Source organism: Neoroseomonas terrae, from assembly GCF_018129025.1.
Classification (GTDB): Bacteria; Pseudomonadota; Alphaproteobacteria; order Acetobacterales; family Acetobacteraceae; genus Neoroseomonas; species Neoroseomonas terrae.
The window spans coordinates 1-26,977 of sequence record NZ_JAAEDI010000027.1 but is presented as its reverse complement, the minus strand read 5'-3'; the positions used below and the strand labels follow the sequence as shown (position 1 = coordinate 26,977).

The 26,977-nt window shown below is 70.4% G+C and carries 27 protein-coding genes and 1 pseudogene; 15 read left to right on the top strand and 13 right to left on the bottom strand.

Annotation, left to right across the window (positions count from 1 at the left end; all coding sequences use genetic code 11):
* The first annotated feature begins 12 nt into the window (after positions 1-12).
* Entirely contained in the window at positions 13-975 is a 963-nt protein-coding gene (locus GXW78_RS21900) for an isocitrate lyase/PEP mutase family protein (RefSeq protein WP_211871030.1), read from the top strand.
* Positions 976-985: 10 nt separating this feature from the next.
* Here the strand turns inward: GXW78_RS21900 and GXW78_RS21895 are convergent, their stop codons facing one another.
* A complete protein-coding gene (locus GXW78_RS21895) occupies positions 986-1,945 on the bottom strand; it encodes a Bug family tripartite tricarboxylate transporter substrate binding protein (RefSeq protein ID WP_211871029.1) in 960 nt (319 codons plus the stop codon).
* A gap of 125 nt (positions 1,946-2,070) precedes the next feature.
* Here GXW78_RS21895 and leuC point away from each other — a divergent pair, with 125 nt between their 5' ends.
* From leuC to leuB, 3 genes are read left to right on the top strand one after another with little or no spacing between them, the layout of a single operon-like run.
* Positions 2,071-3,471: a 3-isopropylmalate dehydratase large subunit gene (gene leuC, locus GXW78_RS21890; protein ID WP_211871028.1), complete on the top strand. Its 1,401-nt coding sequence runs from the start codon at positions 2,071-2,073 to the stop codon at positions 3,469-3,471.
* Positions 3,472-3,484: 13 nt separating this feature from the next.
* On the top strand, positions 3,485-4,111 hold the full coding sequence (gene leuD / locus GXW78_RS21885) for a 3-isopropylmalate dehydratase small subunit (protein WP_211871027.1): 627 nt from the start codon (positions 3,485-3,487) through the stop codon (positions 4,109-4,111).
* Positions 4,108-5,244, top strand: a complete 1,137-nt coding sequence (gene leuB, locus GXW78_RS21880; RefSeq protein ID WP_211871026.1) for a 3-isopropylmalate dehydrogenase — start codon at positions 4,108-4,110, stop codon at positions 5,242-5,244. The genes leuD and leuB overlap by 4 nt, the downstream gene beginning before the upstream one ends.
* Here leuB and GXW78_RS21875 read toward each other — a convergent pair.
* Entirely contained in the window at positions 5,207-6,880 is a 1,674-nt protein-coding gene (locus GXW78_RS21875) for a ShlB/FhaC/HecB family hemolysin secretion/activation protein (protein WP_211871025.1), read from the bottom strand. The genes leuB and GXW78_RS21875 overlap by 38 nt on opposite strands.
* A gap of 48 nt (positions 6,881-6,928) precedes the next feature.
* Positions 6,929-7,918 (bottom strand): hypothetical protein, encoded by a 990-nt coding sequence (locus GXW78_RS21870; protein WP_211871024.1) that lies wholly within the window; start codon positions 7,916-7,918, stop codon positions 6,929-6,931.
* Between the two features lie 254 nt (positions 7,919-8,172).
* Between GXW78_RS21870 and GXW78_RS21865 the strand changes: the two genes are divergently transcribed.
* The 3 genes from GXW78_RS21865 to GXW78_RS21855 are packed head-to-tail and all read left to right on the top strand — an operon-like array spanning position 8,173 to position 11,012.
* Positions 8,173-9,126, top strand: coding sequence for a Bug family tripartite tricarboxylate transporter substrate binding protein (locus GXW78_RS21865; protein ID WP_211871023.1), 954 nt, complete (start codon positions 8,173-8,175; stop codon positions 9,124-9,126).
* Positions 9,127-9,129: 3 nt separating this feature from the next.
* Positions 9,130-10,041: a sugar ABC transporter substrate-binding protein gene (locus tag GXW78_RS21860; protein WP_211871022.1), complete on the top strand. Its 912-nt coding sequence runs from the start codon at positions 9,130-9,132 to the stop codon at positions 10,039-10,041.
* 5 nt (positions 10,042-10,046) lie between these two features.
* Positions 10,047-11,012, top strand: coding sequence for a Bug family tripartite tricarboxylate transporter substrate binding protein (locus GXW78_RS21855; protein ID WP_211871021.1), 966 nt, complete (start codon positions 10,047-10,049; stop codon positions 11,010-11,012).
* Between the two features lie 109 nt (positions 11,013-11,121).
* Here the strand turns inward: GXW78_RS21855 and dapA are convergent, their stop codons facing one another.
* Complete coding sequence (dapA, locus tag GXW78_RS21850; protein ID WP_211871020.1) at positions 11,122-12,000, bottom strand: 4-hydroxy-tetrahydrodipicolinate synthase; 879 nt, start codon at positions 11,998-12,000, stop codon at positions 11,122-11,124.
* Positions 12,001-12,110: 110 nt separating this feature from the next.
* Between dapA and GXW78_RS21845 the strand changes: the two genes are divergently transcribed.
* From GXW78_RS21845 to GXW78_RS21815, 7 genes are all read left to right on the top strand, one after another.
* Positions 12,111-14,072, top strand: a complete 1,962-nt coding sequence (locus GXW78_RS21845; RefSeq protein WP_211871019.1) for a lytic transglycosylase domain-containing protein — start codon at positions 12,111-12,113, stop codon at positions 14,070-14,072.
* Positions 14,069-14,920 (top strand): alpha/beta fold hydrolase, encoded by an 852-nt coding sequence (locus tag GXW78_RS21840; protein WP_211871018.1) that lies wholly within the window; start codon positions 14,069-14,071, stop codon positions 14,918-14,920. Before GXW78_RS21845 ends, GXW78_RS21840 begins: the two co-directional genes overlap by 4 nt.
* The gene (locus GXW78_RS21835) at positions 14,917-15,366 is read left to right on the top strand and encodes a phosphatidylglycerophosphatase A family protein (RefSeq protein ID WP_211871017.1); all 450 of its coding nucleotides are present in this window, start codon (positions 14,917-14,919) and stop codon (positions 15,364-15,366) included. The genes GXW78_RS21840 and GXW78_RS21835 overlap by 4 nt, the downstream gene beginning before the upstream one ends.
* Before the next feature lie 2 nt (positions 15,367-15,368).
* Positions 15,369-15,851: a CinA family protein gene (locus GXW78_RS21830; protein WP_211871016.1), complete on the top strand. Its 483-nt coding sequence runs from the start codon at positions 15,369-15,371 to the stop codon at positions 15,849-15,851.
* A gap of 97 nt (positions 15,852-15,948) precedes the next feature.
* The gene (locus GXW78_RS21825) at positions 15,949-16,929 is read left to right on the top strand and encodes a Bug family tripartite tricarboxylate transporter substrate binding protein (RefSeq protein WP_211871015.1); all 981 of its coding nucleotides are present in this window, start codon (positions 15,949-15,951) and stop codon (positions 16,927-16,929) included.
* A 214-nt stretch (positions 16,930-17,143) separates the two neighbouring features.
* Entirely contained in the window at positions 17,144-17,716 is a 573-nt protein-coding gene (locus tag GXW78_RS21820; RefSeq protein WP_211871014.1) for a YcbK family protein, read from the top strand.
* A 280-nt stretch (positions 17,717-17,996) separates the two neighbouring features.
* Positions 17,997-18,191, top strand: coding sequence for a hypothetical protein (locus tag GXW78_RS21815; protein ID WP_211871013.1), 195 nt, complete (start codon positions 17,997-17,999; stop codon positions 18,189-18,191).
* On the opposite strand, the gene GXW78_RS21810 is transcribed toward GXW78_RS21815, so the two are convergent.
* On the bottom strand, positions 18,178-19,359 hold the full coding sequence (locus GXW78_RS21810; protein ID WP_211871012.1) for a mechanosensitive ion channel family protein: 1,182 nt from the start codon (positions 19,357-19,359) through the stop codon (positions 18,178-18,180). The two genes, GXW78_RS21815 and GXW78_RS21810, sit on opposite strands and share 14 nt — an antisense overlap.
* Before the next feature lie 49 nt (positions 19,360-19,408).
* Entirely contained in the window at positions 19,409-20,476 is a 1,068-nt protein-coding gene (locus GXW78_RS21805; RefSeq protein ID WP_211871011.1) for a threonine aldolase family protein, read from the bottom strand.
* A 244-nt stretch (positions 20,477-20,720) separates the two neighbouring features.
* On the opposite strand from GXW78_RS21805, the gene GXW78_RS21800 reads away from it, so the two are divergent.
* Positions 20,721-21,533: a glycosyltransferase 61 family protein gene (locus GXW78_RS21800; RefSeq protein WP_211871010.1), complete on the top strand. Its 813-nt coding sequence runs from the start codon at positions 20,721-20,723 to the stop codon at positions 21,531-21,533.
* A gap of 10 nt (positions 21,534-21,543) precedes the next feature.
* Here GXW78_RS21800 and GXW78_RS21795 read toward each other — a convergent pair whose 3' ends face one another.
* The 7 genes and pseudogenes from GXW78_RS21795 to GXW78_RS21765 all read right to left on the bottom strand — a co-directional run.
* The gene (locus GXW78_RS21795; RefSeq protein WP_211871009.1) at positions 21,544-22,188 is read right to left on the bottom strand and encodes a glutathione S-transferase family protein; all 645 of its coding nucleotides are present in this window, start codon (positions 22,186-22,188) and stop codon (positions 21,544-21,546) included.
* Between the two features lie 196 nt (positions 22,189-22,384).
* Positions 22,385-22,864, bottom strand: coding sequence for a type II toxin-antitoxin system RatA family toxin (locus tag GXW78_RS21790; RefSeq protein WP_211871008.1), 480 nt, complete (start codon positions 22,862-22,864; stop codon positions 22,385-22,387).
* A gap of 1 nt (position 22,865) precedes the next feature.
* Positions 22,866-23,852, bottom strand: a complete 987-nt coding sequence (gene lipA / locus GXW78_RS21785) for a lipoyl synthase (RefSeq protein WP_211871007.1) — start codon at positions 23,850-23,852, stop codon at positions 22,866-22,868.
* Positions 23,853-23,900: 48 nt separating this feature from the next.
* Positions 23,901-24,224, bottom strand: a complete 324-nt coding sequence (locus GXW78_RS21780) for a nuclear transport factor 2 family protein (RefSeq protein ID WP_211871006.1) — start codon at positions 24,222-24,224, stop codon at positions 23,901-23,903.
* Positions 24,225-24,249: 25 nt separating this feature from the next.
* Positions 24,250-25,644, bottom strand: a complete 1,395-nt coding sequence (gene lpdA, locus GXW78_RS21775; RefSeq protein ID WP_408904207.1) for a dihydrolipoyl dehydrogenase — start codon at positions 25,642-25,644, stop codon at positions 24,250-24,252.
* Positions 25,644-26,135, bottom strand: coding sequence for a GNAT family N-acetyltransferase (locus GXW78_RS21770; protein WP_211871005.1), 492 nt, complete (start codon positions 26,133-26,135; stop codon positions 25,644-25,646). The genes lpdA and GXW78_RS21770 overlap by 1 nt, the downstream gene beginning before the upstream one ends.
* Positions 26,136-26,190: 55 nt before the next feature.
* Positions 26,191-26,943, bottom strand: a pseudogene (locus tag GXW78_RS21765) (2-oxo acid dehydrogenase subunit E2); the annotation flags it as partial.
* Between the last annotated feature and the right edge of the window lie 34 nt (positions 26,944-26,977).

Genomic DNA, 26,977 nt, shown 5'->3' with positions numbered 1-26,977 from the left:
CGGGAGCCTCTCATGCGCCTCGGCCAGGGCGATACCGCCCGCCCCACGACCCGTCTCCGTGCCCTCATCGACGCGAACCGCCCGCTCGTCGTGCCCGGCTGCTTCAACGCCATGTCGGCCCGCATCCTCGAACACGTCGGCTTTCCCGCGCTCTACATGACCGGCTACGGCACCTCGCTGAACCTGCTCGGCCTGCCGGATGCGGGTCTCGTGACGCTGACCGAGATGGCGATGAACGCCCGGCTGATCGCCGCCGCCGTCAAGGTCCCGCTGATCGCCGATGCGGATACCGGCTTCGGCAACGCCATCAACGTCGTCCGCACGGTCGAGGAGTACATCCGCGGCGGCGTCGCCGGCCTGCACATGGAAGACCAGGTCGCGCCCAAGCGCTGCGGCCATGTCGCGGGGCGGGAAGTGATCGCGCGCGACGAGGCGGTGCTGAAGATCCGCGCCGCCGCCCGCACGCGCGATGCGCTCGACCCGGACTTCGTCATCATCGCGCGCACCGATGCCCGCGGCGCCCATGGCGGCTCGCTGGATGAGGCGATCACCCGCGCCAATGCCTTCCTCGAGGCCGGCGCCGATCTCGCCTTCGTCGAAGGCCCGAAGGATGTCGAGGAAGTCGCGCGGATCGGGCGTGAGGTGAAGGGCCCGGTCTTCTACAACATGACCGGCATCTCCCCGCGCCTGTCCACCGACCAGATGGCCGAGCTCGGCATCCGCGTCTGCATCCTGCCCGGTGCCGCGATGCGCGCGACCATCATGGCGATCCACGACTTCGCCACCGCGCTGAAGCAGGAAGGGCCGATGGCCGAGGCCGCCTATGACGCGCGCTTCAAGCAGCACCCGATGGGCAACATGCACGGCTTCGCCGGCTTCGACCGGATCCGCGAGATGGAAGCGGAGTTCCTGCCCGAGGAAGCCGCGCAGAAATACGAAGGCGGCCTCGGCTACGCGCCGAAGGCGGCGGAGTAGGCGCGCGCCGCTACCCGACGCGCAGGCCTGTCGCCTCCACGATCCGTCGCGCCGTTTCCCGGTCGCGGCGGATCACGGCGGCGAAGGCTTCGGGGTTTGATTCCACCGGGTCGGCGCCCGCCGCTTCCAGCCGCTGCCGAACGTCGGCGTCGGCGAGAGCGGATCGGATCGCCGCGCTGAAGCGCTGCTGCGCCGCCGGCGGCGTGCCGGCCGGCGTGAAGACCCCGGTCCAGGACGCCATGTCGTAGCCGGGGAAGGTTTCCGCGACCACGGGGATCTGCGGCAAGGACGCCTGCCGCTGCCCGGCGGTGCTCGCGATCAGCGTCCCGCCGCGCTCCACGGCGGGCCGCAGGCTGGAATAGGAGATGATGCCCGCATCGATGCGCCCGGCCGCGAGTTCGCGCGCCACGTCGGCGCCGCCGCGGAAGGGCACGTGTTCCAGCCTGATGCCGGCCGCGATCTGCAGCGCCTCGCCCATGAAGTGGCCGATATGCGCGACGCCCGGCGTGCCGTAGGTAACCTCCCCCGGGCGGCGCTTCGCCTCGGCGACGAAGCCTGCGAGGTCATTGGCGGGGAATCCGGGGCGGATGCCGATGATGTAGGGCTGCGTCGTCACCTGCACGACCGGGATGAACAGCGCATGATCGAAGGGCAGGTCGCGCCGCACTTCCGGCAGCGTCGCGAAGGTCGCGCCCTCGAACAGCAGCGTGTAGCCGTCGGCCGGCGATTGCGCGACGGCAGCAGCGCCGATCGCACCCGATGCGCCGGTCCGGTTCTCGATGATGAAGGACTGGCCGAGATTCTCCGCCACGCGCGTCTGCAAGGTCCGTGCGATCGTATCGGCGACGCCGCCCGCGCTGTAGGGCACGATGAAGCGCACGGGCCGGTCCGGCCAGGTACCCTGCGCCCGAGCCAGCGTCGGCAGCGCCAGCATGGCCATGGTGATGTTGCGACGGCGGAATCGCCTCATGCCTGCGCCCTCTCCCTTGCCGCGGGCGCTTGACCGCGCCCGTCCCGCGCGGCGTGATGCCCGCCGCTGCCCGCCCACGCTCCCGCGCCGGCCGGGCAGCGTCAAGGCCGGGGAGGAACCGAAGCATGCCGACGCTGCTCGACAAGATCTGGGATCCACATGTCGTGGCCGATCTCGGCAATGGCTGGTCGCTGCTCTATTGCGACCGCGTGCTGGTGCACGACCTGTCCGGCGGGCGTGCCCTGCAGGAAGTCGGCGAGGCCGGCTATCCCGTTGCTCGGCCCGACCTGGTCTTCGCGACGCCGGACCATGCTGTGTCCTCGGCGCCTGGCCGCACCTCGGAAACCTTCCCGACGGGCGCGCGCCTGCTCGCCGGCTTGCGCAAGCGCGTCGCGGAAACCGGCGTGCGGATGTTCGACCTTGGTGAGGACGGTAACGGCATCGTGCATGTCATGGGGCCGGAGCTCGGCATCGTGCTGCCCGGCACGACGCTCGTCTGCGGCGACAGCCACACCTGCACGAATGGCGGTGTCGGCGCGCTCGCCTTCGGCATCGGCGCGTCGGAACTCAAGCACGTTCTCGCGACGCAGACGCTGCCGCAGCGCAAGCCGCGCAGCATGCGCATCCGCTTCGAAGGCGCGGCACCGGCGGGCGTCACGCCCAAGGACATGATCCTTGCCGCCATCGGTCGGTTCGGCGCGGCGGCCGGCACGGGATACGCCGTGGAGTATGCGGGTTCCGCGGTGCGCGCGTTGTCCGTCGAAGGCCGGCTGACGCTGTGCAACCTGTCCATCGAGATGGGTGCGAAGATGGGCATGGTCGCCGCGGACGACACGACCTTCCAGTGGCTGCACGGCCGCGACTTCGCGCCGAAGGGCGCCTCCTGGGATGCCGCCGTCGCCGCCTGGCGCAAGCTGCCGAGCGACGACGACGCCGTCTTCGATCGCGACCTACTGATCGACATGCGCGACATCGCGCCGCAGATCACCTGGGGCACCAGTCCCGAGCAGGTGCTGCCCGTCACCGGCATCGTCCCGAACCCGGCTGATGCCCCGGATGACGAGAAGCGCAACGCCTGGGAGGCCGCGCTGACCTATATGGGCCTGACGCCCGGCGCGCCGATCGCCGGCACGAAGGTCGATTGGGTCTTCATCGGATCCTGCACCAACTCCCGCATCGAGGATCTGCGCGCCGCGGCCGAGGTGCTGCGCGGCCGCAAGGTCGCGAACCATGTCACCGCCTGGGTCGTGCCGGGCTCCGAGCGCGTGAAGCACGAAGCGGAAGCCGAGGGCCTCGACGCCGCCTTCCGCGAAGCCGGCTTCGAATGGCGCGAACCCGGCTGCGCGCTGTGCGTCGCCGCCAATGGTGAATCCGTGCCGCCCGGTGCGCGCTGCGTCTCCACCTCCAACCGCAACTTCGTCGGCCGGCAGGGGACGGGCGCACGCACGCATCTCGCCTCTCCCGCCATGGCGGCGGCGGCGGCTGTCGCCGGCGCCATCGCCGATGTCCGGCACTACGCGGCGTAAGGGCGCAACGGTCATGGAAAAATTCACCACGGTCTCCGGCCCCGCCGCACCGCTGCTGCGCGCGAATGTCGATACCGACGTCATCATCCCGATCCAGCGTCTCGTCGGCACCGGCCGCACCGGCCTCGGCCCCTATGCCTTCGAGCGCCTGCGCTACGAGAAGGACGGCTCCGACAATCCCGATTTCGTGCTGAACCGCCCGCAATATCGCGGCAGCCCGATCCTGCTCGCCGGCCCGAATTTCGGCTGCGGCTCCTCGCGCGAAGGCGCCGTCTGGGCGCTGATGGGCATGGGATTCCGCGCGGTGATCGCACCCTCCTTCGGCGACATCTTCTTCAACAACTGCTCGCAGAACGGCATGCTGCCCATCGTGCTGCCGATGGACATCATCGACCGCATCGCCGCGGAGACCGAGGCGGCGCAGGGCGCGCGCCACACCACGGTGGACCTCGCGCGCCAGCTCGTCGTGACCCCCGACGGCACGGAGATTCCTTTCACCGTCGATGGCCGCAAGAAGGAAGCGCTGCTGCTCGGCCTCGACGACATCGCGCTGACCCTGCGTCTGAAGGACCGCATCGAGGGCTGGTATGCCGCCGATCGCGCGGCGCGCCCCTGGACCTGGGAAGGAGTGGAGCGTTGACCATCGACATCGTCGTCCTGCCCGGGGACGGCATCGGCCCCGAGGTCACCGACGAGGCCGTGCGCGTCCTCGACTGGTTCGTCCAGCACCGTGCCGTGCCGCTGCGCATGCAGCGCCGCCTGTTCGGTTCCGCCGCCTGGGCCGCCGAACGCAGCACGATGCCCGACGCGACATGGAACGCCATCATGGCCGCCGATGCGCTGCTGTTCGGCGCCACAGGCAGCCTCGACCAGACGCACATCCCGCCCGACGAACGCCGCAAGGGGTCGCTGCTGCGCATCCGCAAGGGGCTCGACGCCTTCGCCAATCTCCGTCCCGTCAAGGCGCAGCCGGCACTGGCGGAATCCTCGCCCTTCAAGGCGCGCACCGTCGCCGGCACGGATATGGTGATCGTGCGCGAACTGACGGCGGGCATGTATTTCGGCACGCCGCGCGGCGTCGAGACGCAACCGGATGGCACGCGCCGTGGCGTCAACACGCACAGCTACACCGAGGCCGAGATCGCACGCGCCGCGCGCTTCGCCTTCGAACTGGCGCGCACGCGCCGTGGCCACGTGACGTCAGTCGACAAGGCCAATGTGATGGAAGCCGGCCGGCTGTGGCGGGACGTCGTCACCGAGGTCCATGAGGCCGGCTACAAGGATGTCACGCTGGAGCATATGCTCGCCGATAATTGCGCGCTGCAGCTCGGCCGCGCGCCGACGCGCTTCGATGTCGTCGTCACCGACAATCTGTTCGGCGACCTGCTGTCGGACTGCGCCGGCGCCATCAACGGCAGCCTCGGCATGCTGCCCTCCGCCGCGCTCTCCGCGCCGCGCGAGGATGGCCGCCGCCGCGCGCTGTACGAGCCGGTGCATGGCTCGGCCCCCGACATCGCGGGCAAGGGCATCGCCAATCCGCTCGGCGCCATCCTCTCCGCCGCGATGCTGCTGCGCTGGACGGCCAACGCGCCGGCGGAAGCCGACGCGCTGGAAGCCGCGGTGCAGGCCGCGCTCGATGCCGGCGCGCGCACCGCGGACATCGCCATGCCGGGGGAGACGGTGCTGTCCACCCGCGCCATGGCCGATGCCGTGATCGCCGCGCTCGACGCCGGGCTCAGCGAAGCGGTCCCGGAAAAGCGCTTCGCAGGGTGAACAGGACCTGCCAGGCCTCGTTCGCGAGGCCTGGCGCGTCATGCGCGACGCCGCGCGCGACATAGACATCGCCCGTCACGCGCGACGCTAGCGTCGCCCGCAGCCCGGCACCCGTCGACACGGCGGAGACATATTCCGGCAATCCGCGCTGTGCCGCTTCCAGCGTCCACAACGCCCCGCCATCGACGAAGCCATAGGCTTCGACGCGGCTGATTGGCCCGACATCCAGCGCCTCGATGCGCACCGCCAGCTCTGCCGAACCGAGCAGGCCGGAATCTCCCTGCAGGCTTGCCTGCGGGAAGCCGCGGCCGAAGGGCCTGCCGCCGAACAGCAGGGATTCGCTGGCCGGCAGCGGACTGTTCGCAAGCTGCCCCAGCCCCGCCAGTCGCGCCACGAACGGCCCAGGCAGCTCCTGCTCGCGGAACAGCTGCAGCACGGATTTCAGGAAGTTCGGCCCGCCATAGAAGGGGCTCCCGGTCCGCGCACCGAAGATGTCGAGGCCGCGACTCACGACGAGGCGCAGCACGCTCGTCCCCTGCCCCGGCGTCTGCTCGGCGAAGGAAACGCCGCCGCGCAACGCACGCGTCCGCTCATTGGATAGCGTGAAGCCGAGCAGCGCGCTTTCGCTGTTGATGCCGTCGAAGCTGCCATCCACCGACAATTCCCGCCGTGGCGACAGGATCACCGGGTAGGACAAGGCGATGCCATAGGTGGTGGCATCGCCATCGGTCGTGGTGTCGCTCTCCTTCGTCCGCAGATACCCGGCGGACAGGCGCAAGGTCAGTCCGTTGTCACCGATCGGCCGCGCATGGGTCAGGCCGTAGTAGCGGAAACGCTGCGCATCCCACGGCATCGCGAAGATGAATTCCGTCCGGTCGCCTGCGCCACCGAGAAGGCCGTTCACGCCGAGCAACGCATCGAATTGCGTGCGCCCCAGCGGCACGGCGCCGAGATTATTCGCCCCGAGACCGAAATCGACCGGCCGCCAGGACAGATCGAGCTTCAGCTTCAGCGCGGCGAGATCGGTGGTTGGCTCCACCGTACTCCGCACCGTCAGGCCGGGAACGCGCGCGAGCAGCGCAAGGGCGCGGTCGAGCGTCTCCTGCCGCAGCGGCCGTTCGGCGGTAAGCCGAGCGATCTGCGCCTGCACGAAGGCGGAACCGGCCGGCGCGGCGTCGCCTCCGACCGTGACCTCCGACAGATGGCCGAGCACCACCTCGACCCGCAACACCCCGCCGGCGAAATCCTGCGACGGGATGCGCACTTGGCGCAGCGCGAAGCCCAGCGCCTCGATCCGGGCCTCGATCGCCTGCGCCAAAGCGAGCAGCCCCGCCGCGCCGACCTCCTGCCCGATCACCTGCCGCCAGGCCGGTTCGAGGGCGCCGGGCGGCGCGGCCTCGGCACCGGTCACCTGCACGGCCGTCAGCCGAAACGGCCGGACGGCGGCGATGAGCGGTGCCGCGGGTGCGGGCTCCGCCGGTGCCCGCGTCGGTGCGGTCTCGACCCGGGCGGGCACCTGGTCCAGCCGGCCGGTATCCACCATGCGCGGCCCGGTCTGGGCCATGGCGGCCGCTCCCCCGCCACACAGCAACAGCCCCGCCGTGCCGAGCCGGCGGACCAACAACCTGATGTTCATCGTCGCTTCCCCCCTGCCCGGGGCGGCCGAAGCCGCCCCGGAGACGCCTCACCGCCGGGTTACGCCCTGCAGCAGCGTCCCGGCCGCGCCCGCGGCCGGCGTGGTGACGGAGGTCAGCACTTGGCCCACCGCCCCGGTGGTGCGGTTCACCACCGGCGCCACGGGCGTCGCCACGGCCCCGACGACCGTCCCGACCCGCGCCGCGGCGGGCGCCAGCGACGGCCCGGCCAGCGGCACCGCCGCCACCGTCGCGCCGAGCGCCGGCGCGATGTTCGCCGGGGTGATCGTCGCGCTCGCCACCTGCCCGCCGGTAAGCACGCCGACGCCGACAGCATTCGGCGCCGGCACCTGCCGCGCCCCGACGCCAGCGCCGACCAGGACCGGCGTCTGCCCGCCGGTGCCGCCGATGCGGGTGCCGCCCAGGGCGACCTCCGCCAGCGGTGCGGCGACGCTGTCGACGCGCGCCTGCACCGTGCCCACGGTGCCGCCGACGAGCGGGAGCCCCGACAGCCCCTGCTGGCCGACCGCGGTGCCGCCATCGGTGAGCGTGTTGCCGACCGCCTGAACGAGCTCGGCACCCGGCAGCAGGACCGTACCGACCGGCCCACCCTGGGTGCCGGCACCGAGCAGCGTGTTGCCGACGACGCCCACGGTGTTGCCCGTGGTGACGAGGGCACCCGAAACGGCGGGACTCAGCAGGCCCGACGCAGCACCCGTCACGGTTGTGGTCCCGAGCCCGCCGGACCCGCCGCCCGAATTGCCGCCGCCGGAACTTCCGCCGCCCGACCCGCCACCACCGGCGCCGCCGCCATCGGCCATGCCGCCGCCACCGGAGCCCGAGCCGCCGCCGGTCCCGGACCCACCGCCGGAGCCCGCCGCGCCGCCGCCGCTGTCGCCGGGCACGCTGCCTTCAGCCAGCGTAAAGCCGCTGCCACCATTGGAGCAGGCCGCCGTCGCGCCCAGCAGCAGAGCCAGGGGCGCCGCCCGGCAAATGGTGGAAAACCGATTCCTGGACTGAAGAAGGATATCGCTCGTCATTGATCTTGTTCCTCTCCCTCCGCGCCGCCGCGGCCGCGTCGGCGATCGCCCGCCGGCACCGGAACCTCCTGCCCCCCAAGAGGTCCATGCACCCTCAGGCGATCCTTCATGACGCGCGACAACCCGCAGTGGCTGCGCAGGCGATATCATTCAATCCATCACATTCGCGTGCGGCACCACAACGATGCGCCGATATGGTGCGCGCCGTCCGCGCGCTCTAACCTCCCCGTAACGAACGAATGGGAGGATGTTTCATGCGCCGCATCATGCTGACCGCCCTGCTGGCGGTTGCACTCGCCGCGCCAGCACTTGCCCAGGAACGGACGGTCCGCGTCATCTCGGGTTATGCCGCGGGCGGCACCGGCGACCTGATGGCGCGGCTGATCGCCGAATACATCGTCCCCCATCTCGGCGCGCGTGGCGTGGTCGAGAACCGCACCGGCGCCAATGGCCTGATCGGCGCCGAGTTCGTCGCCCGGAGCGCGCCGGACGGCATGACCGTGCTGCAATGCCCGATGGGGACCATGACGATCACACCGAACCTGCCGGGCGTGTCGATGCCGATCGACCCGCGCACCGAGCTGATTGGCGTGACCAACGTGGCCCTGTCCACCTACGCCCTCGTCGTCGCCGCGCGCGGCCCGCACGCGGACGTTCCGGGGCTGCTGGCCGCCGCCCGCGCCCGTCCGGGCGGGATGACCTATGCCTCGGCGGGCGTCGGTTCCGCGCAGCACCTGTCGGGGGAGTTGCTGAAGGCGCGCGCCGGGCTCGACATCATCCATGCGCCCTATCGCGGCGGTACGCCGGCCGTCGTCGACATCCTCGGCGGCCGCGTCGACTTCATGATCACCAACCTCGGCGACGTCATGAGCCAGGTGCGCGGCGGGGAGCTGCGCGTGCTCGCCCTCGGCGACAGCGCCGGATCGCCGCTATTCGCCGAGATCCGGCCGATCGCCGCCTTCGTGCCGGGGCTCGAGATGGCCGGCTGGTTCGGTATCTGCGGCCCGCGCGGCATGTCCGAGGACATGCTGGCCCGATGGTCGGAAGCGACGCGCAAGGGCCTGGAGAACCAGGCTTTCCGAGAACGCCTGCTCGCCAACGGCCTGACGCCGAACTTCGAAGGCCCGCGCGAATTCAACGCGCGCATCGCCACCGACCTCCAATCCTGGGGCGAGGTCATCCGCAACGCCGGCATTCGTGCGGACTGACGGATGGCGCCCAGGCTGGCCGCCTTCATCAAGAACGGCGTGAACCCGAACTACCAGGCCTTCCTGCTCGGGGTGGAGCGCGCCGCGACGGCGGCCGGCGCCACCGCCACGCGGCACGTCCCGGCCACACCGGACAATGCTGCCGAGCAGACGGCGCTGCTCGCCGCCGTCGCGGCGGAGCGGCCGGACGCGATCATCTTCGCCCCGGCCGATGACCGGTTGCTGGAACGCCCGGTGGCGGCGGCGCGGGCGCGAGGCATCCCCTTCATCGGCTTCGTCAACCGCATGGCGGGCGACTTCGCCTCTTTCGTCGGCGCCGACGACGTGGCGATGGGCCATGCGGCGATCGGCGCCATGGCGACGGCACTGCCGCAAGGTGGCCCCATCGTGCTGATCGAAGGGCCGGACACCGCGCCGACCAGCCGCGACCGCGGACGCGGTTTCCGGGAGGCGCTGCTCGACCATCCCGGCCTGCACCTGCTGGACAGTGAAGCGGGGCACTATCTGCGCGGCCCCGGCCGCGTCGCCATGGCGTCGCTCCTCGCCCGCCATCCGCGCATAGACGGCGTCGTCTGCGCCAACGACTTGATGGCGCTCGGCGCGCTTGATGCGCTGGACGCAGCCGGGCGGCGCGCCCTCGTCACCGGCATCAACGGGACCGTCCCCGCAGCGCAGGCGATCGCCGAGGGACGCCTGCTCGCCAGCATCGACTATGACGGCTTCCGCATGGGGGCCGTGGCCGCCATGGCCGCGCTGCGGCATCTGCGCGGGCGGGCCATTCCGCGGGAGATCCTGCTGCCCACCCAGGTGATCGACCGCAGCAACCACCGGCCCTGGCTGGTTCCGGTCGAGCAGCGCCCGCTGCCCCGCTGGACCGAAATCGTTCCCAACGACGACGACAACAACCGGGAGTGACACGCATGGAGACGACCCGCCGCGCCCTCGGCGCCGGCCTGCTGGCCGGCCTTGGCGCGCCTGCCGCCGCGCAGGGCAGCACCTGGCCGACCCGCCCGGTCCGGCTGATCAGCCCCTTCGCACCGGGCGGCCCCCAGGACGTGCCGGCGCGCTACTTCGTCGAATACCTGACGCCGCGCCTCGGCCAACCGGTCGTCTATGACAGCCGTGCCGGCGCGGGCGGCCAGCTTGGCATGCAGCACGTCGCGACCGCGACGGACGGGCACAGCTTCCTCATCACCTCGAACTCGGTCGCGACGCTGCCGGCGCTGAAGCGCGACCTCGGCTTCGACCCCTTTACCGACCTGTTGCCCGTGACGATGGTGACCGAGGCGCCGCTGGTCTATTGCGTGCGCGCCAACGGCCCGGCCAACCTGCAGGCCTTCCTGTCGCGCGCGAAGGAAGCACCGGGGCGCGTCTCGGTCGGCAGTTCCGGCATCGGCTCGGCGACGCATCTGGCCTCGGCGTTCCTGATGCAGAAGGCGGGGATCGAGCTGCTGCACGTTCCCTATCGCGGCGCCGGACTGATCATGACGGCGCTGCTCGCCGGGGAGATCGACGCCTTCGTCGGCGACCTGTCGCTCGCGCTGGAACACATCCGCGCCGGCACGATCCGCCCGCTGGGCGTCACGACCGCGACCCGCGCCCCGCTGCTGCCGGAGGTTCCGGCGATCGGTGAGACGGTACCCGGCTATGCCGTGCCGTTCTGGTTCGGCCTGTTCGCGGCGAAGCAGACGGCGCCGGAAGCGATCACGCGGATGAACGCGGAACTGGCGCCGCTCGCCGCGCCCACCAGCGATCTGTCGCGCCGCATGGCCGACCGCGGGTCGCTGCTGATGCTTGCCGGACCCGACCCGCTGGCGCAGCGGCTCCGCAGCGAAATCCCGCAATGGCGGGACGTCGTGCGCGTGGCTGGAATCACGATGGATTAGACGGGGTCCCGATCAGGTCGGATGACCTGATCGGGCGGGACGCTCGCAGGAACAAAAAACCAGGGACGCCGCCGCGCGCCGAAGCGGCCCCGTATGCCGGCGCTTCCGGTCAGTTCAGCAGGCCGGCCGAGACCATCGCCTCGCGCACGCGGGCGCGCGTCGTCTCGCCCACCGGCGCCAGCGGCAGCCGGCAATGCTCCGTGGTCTTGCCCAGCAGGCTCGCCGCGAACTTCACGGGGCCGGGCGAGGTCTCGGAGAACAGCGCGTCGTGCAGCGGCGTCAGACGCTCCTGGATCTCCATCGCCGCGTTCAGCTTTCCGGCGCGCCAGGCCCGGTGCATGTCGGCGCACAGGCGCGGCGCGACGTTCGCGGTGACGCTGATGCAGCCATGGCCGCCAGCGGCGTTGAAGGCGAGCGCGGTGTGATCCTCGCCCGAAAGCTGGATGAAGTCGGCGCCGCAGGCGCGCTTCGTGTGCAGCGGGCGCGCGAGGTTCGCCGTCGCATCCTTCACGCCCACGATGTTCTTGTGCTTCGCGAGCCGCCCCATCGTCTCGGGCGTCATGTCGATCACGCTGCGCGGCGGGATGTTGTAGATGAACATCGGAATGTCGGCGGCATCCGCGATCGCCGTGAAGTGCAGGAACATCCCTTCCTGCGTCGGCTTGTTGTAGTATGGCGTGACGACCAGGATGCCGTCCGCGCCCGCCTTCTTCGCATGCTGCGCGAAGTCGATCGCTTCCGCGGTGGAATTGCTGCCCGCGCCCGCCATCACCGGCACGCGGCCCTTCGCGGCCTCGACGCACATCTCGACGACGCGCTTGTGCTCGGCATGGGACAGCGTCGGGCTCTCGCCGGTGGTGCCCACGGGCACCAGGCCCTCGGTGCCCTCGGCGATCTGCCATTCGACCAGGTCCTGGAACGCTTTCTCGTCCACGGATCCGTCGGCACGCATCGGCGTGATCAGCGCGACCATCGAACCCCTGAACATGACAGCGTCCTCCTACCTTCTTTCGGAAATAGTGCCGCAACCTAGGCGTGGCTCCCCGGCGGGACAAGCGCGGCGGGACAAGGCGGGATCGTTCAGGTAGGAAGGCTGCCATGCGCCGCCTGCTGATCCTGGCCGCCCTGGCCCTGCCCCTGCCCGCCGCCGCCCAGCCCTGGGCGCCCGAGGCCGCCCGCACAGCCGGGCGGATGGCGATCGCCACCGCCGGCTCGGGGCGATGGGCGGAATCGGAATCCTATGCCGCCGCGGCCGATCCGCTGGCCGCCAAGATCGCGTTGTGGATGCGCCTGTCGAGCCGCACGGCGCCGGCTTCCGCCAGCGAACTGGTCGCCTTCCTCGCGGAGAACCCGGACTGGCCGATGGCGTTCATGCTGAACCGCAAGGCGGAGGCAGCCCTGGCCGCCGAGGCGGATGACGCGCTGGCGCTGCAGCACTTCGCCCGCAACCCCGCGGTGACGCTGCAAGGCACGCTGCGACACGCCGAGGCGCTGGACCGCGCCGGCCGCGCCGCGGACGTCCAGGCGGTGGTGCGTCGCGGCTGGGCCGAAACGGCGGGCGACCCCCTGACCGAGGAAACGCTGCTGCTGCGCTTCGGCGGCCGGCTCACCGCCGCCGATCACTGGGCGCGCTTCGACCAGCTCGCCTTCGCGCGGGACATGGGGGGCGCGGGCCGGGCCGCCGCCCGCCTCACCGGCGCGCAGGCGACAGCCGCCGCGGCGCGGCTGGCGTTGGCGGGCGAGGATGACACCATGCTCGCCGCCACGCCGACCGACATCGGCTGGGCCTATGAGCAGGCCCGGCTGCTTCGCCGGCGGGAGCGCGACACCGAGGCCGCCGCAGCCTGGGTCGCCGCTGAACGGCTCCAGGCCGGGCTGGATGGCGCGGCCGCGCGTGCCGTCTGGGTGGAACGCCAGGTGCTGGCGCGCAAGCTGCTGCGCCTGGGGCACGTGCGGGAGGCCTATCGCACCGCCGCCGCGCACGGCCAGACCGAACTGGGCGAAGCGCGGCAGGATGGCGAGTTCCTCGCCGGCTTCATCGCCCTGCGGCGGTTGAACGATCCTGGCGCGGCCCAGCGGCATTTCGTCGCACTCGGCGAAGGCAGCCGCTCGGTCATCACCCGCGCCCGCGCTGCCTATTGGCAAGGGCGTGCGCTGGCCGCCGCGGGCGACACCGCGGGCGCGCGGGCGCGCTACGCCGCCGCGGCGGAACTGCCGGTCGCCTTCTACGGCCAGCTCGCCGCGCTCGCACTGGGGGAGAACGCGGCGCAGCTCTCCGCCCGCATCGCGCGCGCGCCGGCGCCGCCGCTGAGCCAGCAGCGCGCCGTGGACTTCACCGGGCGGGAACTGACGCGGGCCGTGCTGACCCTTGCCGACCTCGGCGACACGCGCCGCGCGCGCATCTTCCTGCTGCGCATCGAGGATCTCGCCGCCGACGGCACCGACCGGATGCTGGCGGCGCGGCTCGGCACCCATATCGGCCGGCCGGACCACGCGGTGTGGGTGGCGCGCCGCGCCGGCGCCGATGGCGACATGATCCTGCCCGATGGCTGGCCGCGCCCCTACGACCCGCCGGTGGCGAGCCCCGAGCCCGCCTACATCCATGCCATCACCCGGCAGGAGAGCAATTTCGACACCGAGGCCGTATCGGGTGCCAATGCGCGGGGGCTGATGCAGCTCCTGCCCTCGACGGCAACGCTTGTCGCGCGGCGCCTCGGCGTGCCCTACCAGGTGGGGCAGCTCACCGGCGACCCGCAGATGAACATGCGGCTGGGCGCGGGGTATCTCGACCAGATGCTGGATCGCTTCGGCGGCGCGCTGCCGCTGGCCGCCGCGGCCTACAATGCCGGGCCGGGCCGGGTGGACCAGTGGCTCGGCACCTATGGCGACCCGCGCGGCGGCGATGTCGACATGATCGACTGGATGGAACAGATCCCCTTCTCCGAGACGCGCAACTACGTCCAGCGCGTGATCGAGAACGTCATCGTCTATCGCGCGAGCGATGCCGGCGCGTCCGGCCGCGACCACCCGCTGACGCCGTATCTGCGGCAGGCGCCGTGACCGGACGGCGGATCGAGTTCAGCGCCTCCGACGGGCTGAGGCTGGCGGCCACCGAATGGCCGGGCGCGGCCGATCGCGCGCCGCTGCTCTGCCTGCCGGGGATCTGCCGCACCGCGCTCGACTACCATGCGCTGGCGGTGCGGCAGGCGGGGGCGCGGCGGGTGGTGGCGCTGGACTACGCCGGGCATGGCGAGAGCGCCCGCGCCGCCGATCCGCGGCGCTACCGGCCGGAGCCGCTGATCCGCGACGTGCTCGATGCGATGGCCGCGCTGCACCTGCATCGTGTCGTGCTGGTCGGCACCTCCTTCGGCGGCCTGACCGCCATGGCGATCGGGACGATGCGGCCGACCGCGCTCTCCGCCGTGGTGCTGAACGACATCGGGCCGCAGATCGAAACGCTGGGGCGGGAAGCGGTGATCAACCTGATCGGCACCGATCCGTCCTGCACCTCCCTCGATGCCGCGACGGCCTGGCTGCGGCAGCGGCATCCGCCCCTGCCCGCGCTCGACGACGCCGGCTGGCGCGCCTTCACCGCGCGCACCTTCGCCGAGGGCGAGGACCGGCTGTGGCATCCGCGCTGGGACGTCCGCATCGGCCAGCAGGCCGTGGGCGAGGAGGCGGGCGCGCCGCCCGACCTGTGGCCGTTCTTCGCCGGCCTCGCACGGCTGCCGCTGATGCTGGTGTGGGGACAGGAAAGCCGCCTGCTGAACGCCGACACCGTCGCCGCCATGCGGCGCACCGCACCCGACATGCGCGTCGTCTCCCTGCCCGGCACCGGCCATGCGCCGACGCTGGAGGAACCGGCCGTGGTAAGCGCGCTCGACCCGTTCCTCGCGGCGTTGCCATGAGCCGGTCGATGTTCGTCGCGACGCTCGGCGGCATCGGTCGGATGCCGGCCGCGCCGGGGACCTGGGGCTCGGCGGTCGTGTTGCCGGCCCTGTTGCTGGGCCGGGAAGGCGTGCTGGTCCTCGCCCTGTTCGTCGCAGCCCTCGGCTGGGTGGCGGTGCAGGAGTTGCTGCGCGATCAGCCCGCCGAAGACCCCGGCTGGATCGTGGTGGATGAGGCGGCGGGGATGCTGATCGCGCTCGCCGGCCTGCCCGCGGATGCCGGCTGGATCGGTGCAGCCGCCGCCTTCCTGCTGTTCCGCGCCTTCGACATCCTGAAGCCCTGGCCGGTGTCCTGGGCCGACCGGCAGCATGGCGCGACCGGCGTGATGCTGGACGACATCCTGGCCGGCGCGATCGCCGCAATCCTGCTGCTGCTGCTCGCCCGCCTCGTGCCCGGAGTGCTGTGACCATGCTGCCAGCCGAGACGCTCGATCAGGCCCGCGACCTGCTGGCGAGGCTCGAGGCGCGCGGGGAGACGCTGGCCACGGCGGAATCCTGCACCGGCGGGCTGATCGCCGCGGCGCTGACCGCGATCGCGGGATCATCGAGCGTCGTGATGGCGGGCTTCGTCACCTATTCCGACGAAGCCAAGGAGCGGCTGGTCGGGGTGCAAGCGACGACGCTCGCCGCCCACGGCGCCGTCAGCGAGCCGGTTGCGCGGGAGATGGCCGATGGCGCGCTCGCGCGCGGCGAGGTCGATGTCGCGCTGTCCTGCACCGGCATCGCGGGACCGGGCGGGGCGACGCCGGGCAAGCCGGTCGGCCTCGTCTTCATCGGCTGTGCGCGGCGCGGCGCGCCGACGGTCGTCGAACGCCACGTCTTCCCCGGTGACCGCGCCGCGGTGCGCGCGGCGACTGTGGTGGCGGCGCTGCGGCTTGCCATGCCGGCATGACCGCTCCACCGAATTGACACTGCCTTCCCCTTCCGGCTCTGTGGCCCGATCAACGCCGCGTCAGGCGGCGCAACAGATGCTGGAGGGAATTGCTTTCATGAATCGTCGCGGCTTGCTGCGCGTCCTCGGCGCCACGCCCCTGCTGCCCGCCTTGCCCGTCCTCGCGCAGACCACGCCGGCCTGGCGTCCCGACCGCCCCGTGCGCTTCGTCGTGGGCTTCGCCGCGGGCGGCAGCACCGACACCTCGGGGCGCCTGGTCGCCAACGCCATCAGCGGTCCGCTCGGCCAGCCGGTGGTCGTGGAGAACCGCGTCGGCGGCGCCGGCAACATCGGGTCGGAGAATGTCGCGCGCAGCGCGCCGGACGGGCTGACCTTCGTCGTCGCCTCCGTCGGCACCCATGCGACCAACCAGTTCCTCTACCGCAACCTGCCCTTCCATGTGGCCAACGACTTCACGCCGGTCTCGCTGGTGCTGGTCAGCGGCGCCGTCGTGGTGGTGAACCCCAACCTGCCCGTGCGCAGCGTTGCGGAGCTCGTGGCCCATGCGAAGGCCAACCCGGGCAAGCTCAACATCGGCACCAGCGGCGTCGGCGGCACGCAGCATTTCGCCGCCGCGCTGTTCGAGCAGAAGGCCGGCGTGCAGTTCACCCACATCCCCTATCGCGGCGGCGCGCCGGCGATGGCGGACCTCGTTGCCGGACGGCTCGACCTCGTCTTCTCGCCGCTCGCCGAGACGATGTCCTTCATCCAGTCCGGCCAGGTCCGCGCGCTCGGCGTCAGCCGCACCGAACGCATGCCGGCGCTGCCCGACGTCCCGCCCATCGCCGACACCGTGCCGGGCTACGAGTTCAACTCCTGGATCGGCATCTTTGGCCCGGCGCGGCTGCCGGCGCCGATCGTGCAGAGCATGTCCGAGGTCATCGCGGCCGCTGTCCGCACGCCGGAGGTAAGCCGCCGCATGACCGACCTCGGCTACCTGCCGGTCGGCGGTGGCCCCGAGGCGATGGCCGACATGCAGCGGCGCGACCTCGCCACCATGGAGGCGCTGGTGCGGCTGACGGGGGCGAGCGCCGACTGACGCCGACGCCGCCGTTGCGGGCTGCATCGGCAGGCTGGGCACGACCGTTGGATTGAAGGTCGCGCGCCTGCGCTGGGCCGCGAAGCGCGGACGGCGCGACGCGGCGCGCCGGCCACACCTCGGATCACATGCGCCGCGCGAATCCGCGGGCCCGTTGCTCACGCTCGTTTGGCGAGAGCAAAGTAAAGGAATGGTGATTCGCTCCGCCAATACGATGCTGCGTCGTCGCGCCCTGATTGCCGGGCTCGGCGCGGCGGCGATCGGCGGCGGCGCAGCGCGGGCCGACGTGCTGGGCTACGGAGACGTGCCGGCGCCGGCCTCGCAGGACCTCCGCCCGCGCGACCGCTGGCTGTGGCTGCAGAACAATGCCGGTGAGGAAGTCGCGGTCGCCTACCGCACCGGGCAGGACTACAACATCGCCGCCCTCGCCCGGCTGCAGGCGCTGTTCCGCGACCTGCGCGCGGATGCACCGGGCCCGATCCCCGGCCTGCTGCTCGACATGCTCTCGCTAGTGCAGGAACGCATTGGCTATACGCGCCCGCTGCGGCTGATCTCGGGCTACCGCACGCCGCAGACCAACGCGATGCTGCCCCATGCTGCGCCGAACAGCCTGCACATGCGCGGCATGGCCGCCGACATCGTGGTGCGCGGCATGTCGCAGGCCGATGTCTGCGCCCATGCGTCGCTGCTGTCGAACCACCTCGGCTTCATGGGCGTCGGCTGGTACGGGTCCTTCACCCATATCGACATCGGGCCCAAGGCATCCTGGACGCGGATGCTGAACTGAACGCGCCGCGGCGGAAAAGCGTTCCGATCCCTACTCCAGCGATAGGCTGCGGCCTGTGCTCCGGAAGGGACGCGCATGACACCTTTCCCCGCCACCGAGGCTGCCCATCGGGACTGGCTCAGGACCGGGCTCGACGACGAGTTCCAGGTCGAGACTACGAGCGCCGCCTTCCCCTTCCTGCGCGCGACCTACCGGCGATGGTGCGCATGCTCGGGTTCGAGCAATCCCTTCGCTCGCGGTCGGCGACATCCATGTCGAGAAGCTGCCGATCCACCCGCAGGTGCGCGAGGCCATCGGCCGCGACCTCGGTGCGATCCACGGCGTGCGGCGCGAGGATGCGGCGGCTATCCTCGACGAGCTCGCCGACATCACGCCGGGCCAGCTGGCAGCGAAGGCCGGCTCCCTCGCGGCGTTGATCAAAGCCGATCAGGCGGCGTGGAGGGCGGCGTTCAGGGCGCCGTTCAGGGCGCCGTAGCGTCGCCGGGCGTGCGGCCGGACGGCTCGATGCGCGGCTTTCCGTCCTGCGGCGGCAGGAACAGGTCCGGCCTGTCGCCGGGCAGTGTCTCGACATAGAGCGAGGTGGACGGAAAGGCGAAGCTCGACCCCGCGTCCCGCACGATGTCCATGACCTTGTAGGCCAGCGTTTCCTTCACCTGGAGCCAATGGCCCCAATTCACCGTCTCGACGAAGCAGTAGATGAGGATGTTGATCGACGATCCTCCGAAGGAATCGACCCTGATGAAGGTCGACGCCTTCTCGGGCCGGACGAATTCCGCCGTGGCGAGTACGTAAGCTTCGATATTGTCGCGGATCGTCTTCAGCTGCCCGGTCGTCGTCGAGTAGGGAACGCCGATCACCCATTTGATGCGCCAGCGGCGCTTCTGCGTGACGTTGACGACGGCCTTGTCGGACAGTTCGACATTCGGGACCTGCACGACGGAATCGTCGAACTGCCGGATGCGCGTGGTTCGGAAGCCGATGGTCTCGATATGGCCTTCCGCCACGTCGGCGACCTTGACCCAATCGCCATACTGGAAGCGCTGCCCGGCCAGGATGAGGATGCCCGCGATCAGGTTCTTGAAGAAAGACTGTGCGCCGAGCGCCACCGCCGCGCCGACGATGCCGAGGCTGGTCAGGATCGGACTGACCCTGACGCCCCATTGCTCCAGCACCGCCGCCAGGGCGAAGAACACGATGAAGCTCTTGAGGATCTTGTCGGCCCAATCGGCCATCGAGGCGGTCACGTAGCGCTTCGTCGGCTCGATCCGCGCAATCAGCGGCGAGACGAGGGCGAAGATCGCCCAGTAGGCGATCAGGATGGCAAGGGTGCCGATCAGCCGCTGAGACAGCTGCACCAGCGACCCGCCCTCGCTGTCGCGCACCAGTTCGAAGGCGATGAACAGGCCGAGGACGATCCACAGCGCGCCGATCGGCCGATGCAGCGCCGCCGATACCTCGGTGCCGACGCCCTTGTTCTCGGCGTCCAGAATTCGCCGCAGCACGCCGCCCACGATCGCCGAGGCGATCCGCTTCGTCAGCACGAAGACAAGCAGCACCACCGCCGCGAAGATCGCATCGTCGCTCGAAGCGAATTGCGCGACGGCGTGGGCCTTCTGTTCCAGCCGGTCGAGCAGCGTGTTCATCGGCCGCACCCCGCCGCCCCGGCTCGATCGAGGCGGCGGCCGGCAACCATCAGGCGGCCGCGAGCGCGGCTTTGATCTCGGTCACTGCCTCCTCGATCATCGGCGCCGTGACGTCGAGATGCGTGCACGCGCGCACGCGGCCGCCGAGGCCCGACACCGCGATGCCGCGCATCTGCAGCTTCGCCTGCAGCGTCGCGACATCCATGCCCGCGCCGCGGATGTCGAAGAACACCAGGTTAGTGTCCGGTTCCTCGACCTCCACACCCGGGATCTGGCGCAGGCCGCGCGCGAGCGCCTTGGCGTTCGCGTGGTCGTCCGCCAACCGGTCGATGTTGTTGTCGAGCGCATAGATGCAGGCGGCCGCGCAGACGCCGGCCTGGCGCATCGACCCGCCGAGCCGCTGCTTCCAGCGCCAGGCGCGGCCGATGAATTCCTCGTCGCCGCACAGCACCGCACCCAGCGGCGCGCCGAGGCCCTTGGTGAAATCGAGCCAGACGGAATCGTAGCCGGCGACCATGTCCTTCGCCGCAATCCCCGCGCCGACGCAGGCATTCATCAGCCGCGCGCCGTCCATATGCGTCGACCAGCCCTGTTCATGCGCGACATCCGCGACGGCGTTGAGCTGCGCCAGCGGCCAGATCGCGCCGCCGCCGATGTTGGCGGTCTGCTCCACCTCCAGCAGCCGCTGCGGCGGCGCGTAGCGCGTCTTGGGGCGGATCGCGGCGCGCACGTCGTCGGCCGTGAACATGCCGCGCGGGCCCTTCATCGGCATGATCTGCACGCCGGTCAGCGCGGCATGGGTGCCACCCTCGGAATGCAGGATGTGGCTCGTCTCGTGGGCGATAACCTCATCGCCCTTGCCGCAATGGGTCAGGATCGCGACGACGTTGCACATGGTGCCGGACGGCATGTACATCGCCGCCTCCTTGCCCATCAGCGCCGCCATGCGGTCGCACAGCTCATGCACCGTCGGGTCGTCGCCATGCTGCTCGTCGCCGACCTCGGCGCGGATCATCGCGTCCTTCATCGCCGGCGTCGGGCGCGTCTGCGTATCCGAGTAGAGGTTGATGCGCACGGGCGGCGCGCCGGCGGGCGGACGGTTCGGGGCATGCACCATGGATCGGACCCTGTATGGCTGGAGTTGCGCGAGCATGCCCCCGGCGCCACGATCCGACCAGAGGCAGGCGGGGGGATACCATGGGGCGGGTCGGCAAGCCGGAATGCGCGAGGGGCCGGCCCATCACCGACATCCGCGCCTGGCCGGATACCTCGGCGGATCGCATGGTGGCCGACGGGACTGCCGCGTGACCATTCTGCCGATGGCAGCACCCGACAGGAGGCGGCCGCCTACCATCGCCATCGTGCCTGCGAATCTGCGCGGATCGGTCCAGCACTTCTACCATTTCATGTTCGGTTACGTGCTCCCGTTCCTCGAGCACGCCTCCGCGCTGCGCGACACGCACCGGTTCCTGGTGCGCGACTGCGGGCCGCTCAACCACCTCTTGGCCGAGCTCGACGGCTTCCGCCTTCAGGTCATCTCCGCGCACACCCTTCTGTCGGGCCTCGTCGGCGTGAACGAGGAAGTCGGGAAGACGCCGAGGATGATCGTCCCCGGCTTTGATTCACCGCGGGCCTATGCGCGTGACCGGCTCCTGCGCATCCGCCGCGTGGTGCAGGATTTGTATGGAGAGCGCATTGCAGCCGCCGCCGCCTCGCATCCGGCCACGGCTTCCGACCGTCTGGTCCTGGTGGTCGATCGTGCCCCGCCGTCCCCGTTCTACCGATCCGCAGCATCCGAGGTCCGGACGGCCGGCGCGGAACGGCGCAGCGTCCCGAACATGGCGGAGGTGCATGCCGCGATCGCGGCGCGCCACGACACACTGCTGGTGCGGCTCGAGGGCTGTTCCCTGTTCGAGCAGATCCACCTGTTCTCGCGCGCCTGGCGCGTCGTCGGCCAGCACGGCGCCGGACTTGCTCATATGATCTGGGCGCGGCCGGATGCGGGACTGGTCGAGATCCTGCCGGCCGAGAATGGGCCGTCGGTCCTTCCCCCCGTCCGTCTTGTGCATTTCCAAAGGCTATGTGCGGTGCTCGGCCTGGCTTGGAACCCGGTAATGCAGGCGGGTCACCACGCGCCGGTGGACCCGACCGACATACTCGCCGCCCTCGGCTGACCGATCCGCATCAGGCGGGAGAATGCCGCGCCCAGACAGGCGCGATGCGGGGCCGCGCCGCAACGGCGCGACCGAGCACAGCCAGCTTCGGGCACGCCTCCGGCAGCCAAGTGACCCCACCCAGCCAACGCGGCAGCATCGCGAGATAAATATCGGCCACCGTGAACCGCTTGCCGAGCAGGAAGGGCGCCGTCGGGTCGCCGGTCAGCCCGGCCTCCGTCTCCACCAGGCGCCAGAGATCGCGATACATCTCCTTCGCACGGGCGCGGATCGCCTCCGCATGGGCGGGATCGGCGCTGAAGCGTTCCGGATAGTCGGACCGCGTGACGTGAGGATAGCCCTCCGTCCCGGCAAGCATCATCCAGCGCAGCACGCGCGCCCGGTCGGATGTATCGGCGGGCGGCAGCAGCCCGGCATCGGGATGGCGGTCGGCGAGGGTCGGCAGGATGGCGAGGGTCTCCGTCATCACCGTGCCGTCTGGCAGTATCAGCGTCGGCAGCCGCCCCATCGGGTTGATCCGGCGATAGGTCTCGCTCAATTGCGCGTGGTCCGACAGCGGGACCTCGCGCAGCTCGACCGGCGCGCCAATCTCGGCGAGCGCCATCTCGACGGTCGAGGAGCCTGAGCCGATGTCGCCGTACAGGATATAGGCCATGGGCACAGCCTGCCGCGCCGTGTCCCCTACCGCCACCATATTCGACCGGCGCGCGGCTTGCGGGGCTCGGCCCAACCCGGGGCGCGGCACGTGCCGCTCACGTGACGGACGCTTCCATCCATCTACCTGCCGCGGCCGCCTTTACTTCAATGGGCGGCAGCCACGGCGCCGGACAAGATCGCTGCCGCCGGCACGCTCAGCCGGTGACCGACGGTGCCGGCGAGCCCGGACTGACCGGCGCCGCCGTCCGCCCGTACAGCGCCATCGCGCGGCGTTCGAAGGCGCGCACCATGAGCCGCACGGCCTCGTTGAACACCACGCCGATAGCCATCTGCAGGAGGCGGGAGTGGAACTCGAAATCGACGAAGAAATCGACCTCGGTTCCCTGCGGCACCGGTTGGAAGCGCCAATGGTTGTTCAGGTAGCGGAAGGGGCCGTTCTCGTAGGTGACATGGACATGGTCCGGCCGCTCCAGGGTCACGCGTGATCGGAAGGTCTCGCGGAACATCTTGAAGCCGATCGTCAGGTCGGCGGTCAGTTCGGTATCGGACTGCGTGAGCACGCGGGCACCGACGCACCACGGCAGGAATTCCGGATAGCGGCGGACATCGGCAACCAGATCGAACATCTGCTCCGGCGAATAGCGGAGGATCTTCTTCTCGGCATGCGTCGGCATGTCAGGCCCGCGGCTCGCGCGCCGTCCGCAGCTTCTCCTCCCGCGCGGTGCGCAGCGCGGCGAAGTCACGGTCGGCGTGGTAGGAGGAGCGCGTCAGCGGCGTGCTGGAAACCAGCAGGAAGCCCTTGCCGCGGGCGGTACGGGCATAGTCCTCGAACTCGTCCGGCGTCACGAACCGGTCGACCGCGGCGTGCTTCACCGAAGGCTGCAGATACTGCCCGATGGTGAGGAAATCCACATCCGCGGACCGCAGGTCGTCCATCACCTGCAGCACCTCGATGCGCTTCTCCCCCAGGCCAGCCATCATCCCCGACTTGGTGAAGATGGACGGATCGAGCTGCTTCACGCGGTCGAGCAACCGGAGGGAATGGTAGTACCGCGCCCCAGGCCGGATCGTCGGATACAAGGCGGGCACGGTTTCGAGGTTGTGATTGAACACGTCAGGCCGCGCCTCGACGACCACTTCCAGTGCGCCGTCCTTGCGCAGGAAATCGGGCGTCAGGATCTCGATCGTCGTTTCCGGCGCCGATGCACGGATGGCGCGGATCGTCTGCGCGAAATGCTCCGCGCCGCCATCCTTTAGGTCGTCGCGGTCCACGCTGGTGATGACGACGTGACGCAGGCCGAGCGTCGCCACCGCCTCTCCAACCCGCCGCGGCTCATCCGTGTCGAGCGCCTTCGGAATGCCCGTCGCGACGTTGCAGAAGGAACAGGCCCGCGTGCACGTCTCCCCCATGATCATCATGGTGGCGTGACGCTGCGACCAGCATTCCCCGATATTCGGGCAGGCGGCTTCCTCGCACACCGTCACGAGCTTCTGTTCGCGCATCAGGTTGCGCGTCTCGTGATAAATCGGGTGCGTCGGCGCCTTCACCCGAATCCAGGACGGCTTGCGCTGGATGGGGTTGTCGGGGCGATGCGCCTTCTCCGGGTGCCGTTCGGCGCCCAGGCGAGGCTTGCGATGGTCTATTTCGATGCGGGTGGTCATGATGCGATCCGCCCCCGATATAGGCCGGCTGGCCTCATCCTGCGAGGTTCAACCTGCGATGGCCGTGCACTGCGCGGCCTGGACCCGCCAGGCGGCGCCCTGCCGCACCCAGACGCGCATGTAGCGGTAGGCACCGGCGAAAGGCTCGCCCGCATAGCGGCCGGCGATATCGGCCCGCACGCTGACGCAGGCACCGCCATCCGCCAGTGGCAGGATCCGTTGCTCGGAGAGGTCGATCCGCTCGAGAACCAGCCCGCCCGCGGCGTGCAAGGCCAGGTCCGCAGCCTTTCCATGCACGGCGCCGACCTGGTCCACGAAGACCAGGTCGTCCGCGATCAGGGCTTCGAGCCGCGCGACGTCCGAGGCCAGCATGGCCTCCCGCAGCGCCGCTTCCGCGTCAGATATGGAGAACCTGTCCGTAGGCATCGAGAACGGCCTCATGCATGGCTTCGGACAAGGTCGGGTGCGGGAAGACGGTGGCCATCAGCTCGGCCTCGGTCGTCTCCAACGTGCGGGCGATGCCGTAGCCCTGGATCATCTCCGTGACTTCCGGCCCGACCATGTGGGCGCCGAGCATGGCGCCCGTCTTGGCGTCGAACACCGTCTTGATGAAGCCCTCGGGCTCGCCGAGCGCAATCGCCTTGCCGTTGCCGATGAAGGGGAAGCGGCCGACCTTCACCTCATGGCCCTTGGCCTTGGCCGCGGCCTCCGTCAGCCCGACCGACGCCACCTGCGGGCGGCAATAGGTGCAGCCCGGGATATTCGTCACATCCATCTCATGCGGATGCTTACCGGCAATGGCCTCGACGACGATCACGCCCTCATGCATCGCCTTGTGGGCCAGCCATGGCGGGCCGGCGAGGTCGCCGATGGCATAGACGCCGGGCTCGCCCGTGCGGCCATAGCCATCGATCGTCACATGGGTGCGGTCCACCTGCACCTTCGTGCCTTCCAGGCCCAGATTCTCGACGTTGCCGACGATGCCGACCGCAGAGATCAGCCGGTCGGCCTTGATCTCCGTGACCTTGCCGTCGGCCTCGACGATCGCCGAGACGCCGCCGCCATCCTTGCGCACGCCCTGCACCTTGGCGCCGGTGATGACCTTCATCCCCTGCTTGGTGAAGGCCTTGGCCACGAAGGCGGAAATCTCCGCATCCTCGACCGGCAGGATGCGGTCCATCACCTCGATCAGCGTCACCTCGGCGCCCATGTTGAGGTAGAAGGACGCGAACTCGCTGCCGATGGCGCCCGAGCCGATCACGATCAGCTTCTTCGGCATCGCGTCGGGCACCAGCGCCTCGCGATACGACCAGATCAGCTTGCCGTCCGGCTCCATGCCCGGCAGGACGCGCGCCCGCGCGCCGGTCGCGAGGATGATGTGCTTCGCGGCGAGTTCCGCGACGCCCTTGCCATCCTTCGTCACCGCCACCTTGCCCGGGCCGGCGAGTGCGCCATGCCCGTCATAGACGGTGATCTTGTGCTTCTTCATCAGCCCCTTCACGCCGGAGGAGAGCTGGTTCGCGACATTGCGCGACCGCTTGATCACCTTCGCGAAGTCGAAGCGGACATTGTCGGCGGCGAAGCCGTAGTGATCCAGGCTGTGCAGCAGGTGGTTGATCTCGGACGCGCGCAGCAGCGCCTTGGTCGGGATGCAGCCCCAGTTGAGGCAGATGCCGCCCATATGCTCGCGCTCGACGACCGCGACCTTCATCTTGAGCTGCGCGGCGCGGATGGCGGCGACATAGCCGCCGGGACCGCCACCGATGATCACCAGGTCGAATTGTTCGGCCATCAGACTGCCTCCGCTGCCAGGGATCTCAGCGCCTGGCCCGACAGGCGGCGCGTGATCCATTCCTTGAGGGTATCCGCCCCCATCGCGTCATAAGTCGCGATGGCCGGCGTGTTCCAATCGAGCACGTTCCAGGCGAGCCGCCCGCCGCCTTCCGCCATGGTGTCGGCCGCGAGGCGCGCGAACAGCGCCTTCGCGACGCCCTGGCGGCGGAAGCGCGGCTCGACCCACAGATCCTCCAGCCACCGCCCCGGCTTCGCGAGGAAGGTGGAGAAGGTCCAGTGATACAGCGCGATCGCCGCGGCCTCGCCATCCACCTCCGCGATCAGGCACCCTGCGCGCTGCGGGGTGCCGAAGATCGCGGCGTGAAAGTCGGCGTCGGTGCCGACCGCTTCATGCGCCAGCTTCTCGAACTCGGCCAGCGCGCGCACGAAGCGCGCGATGGTCGGCACATCGGACGGCGTTGCCTCCCGGATGGTGAGCATCCGATTCATGCCTCCGGTACTCGGTGCCGCAGGCGGCACCTCCGCCCTGCGACGACCGGACGCATCACAGCATCAGGCTCAGCGGATCCTCGATGGTGCGCTTCAGCGCCTGCATGAACTCGGCGGCCAGCGCGCCATCGATGACGCGGTGATCGACCGACAACGTGCAGGTCATCACCGTCGCGATCGCCAGCGCGCCATCCTTCACCACCGGCTTCTGCAGCCCGGCGGAGACCGCCAGGATGCCGGCCTGCGGCGGGTTGATGATCGCGCTGAAGTCGGAAACGCCATACATCCCCATGTTGGAGATGGAGAAGCCGCCGCCCTGGAACTCCTCGGGCTTCAGCTTTCCGGTCTTGGCGCGCGCGGCGAGGTCCTTCATCTCATTGCTGATCGCGGCGAGGCCCTTCTTGTCGGCCCCCTTCACGATCGGCGTGATGAGCCCGTCCGGGATCGACACGGCCACCGAGATGTCGACGTCGTGGTACTGGATGATCGCATCCTCCGTCCAGGACGCGTTGCAGTTCGGGAAGCGACGCAGCGTGGCCGCCGTCGCCTTGATCACCAGGTCGTTGACCGAGAGCTTGTAGGCGCCCGGCCCATCCTTCGGCGACCGCGCATTGAGGTCGGCGCGCAGCTTCAGCAGCGCGTCGATCTCGATATCCATCGTCACGTAGAAATGCGGGATGGTCGCCTTCGATTCCGACAGGCGGCGGGCGATCACCTTGCGCATCGTGCTATTCGGCACGGCGGTGTGCGGCGCGGTGGTGGAGAACGGCGTCGCGGCGGGCTTCGGCGCGGGCGCCGCGGATCCCGCCCTGATGTCCGCCGAGACGCTGCTCGGCCTCTAT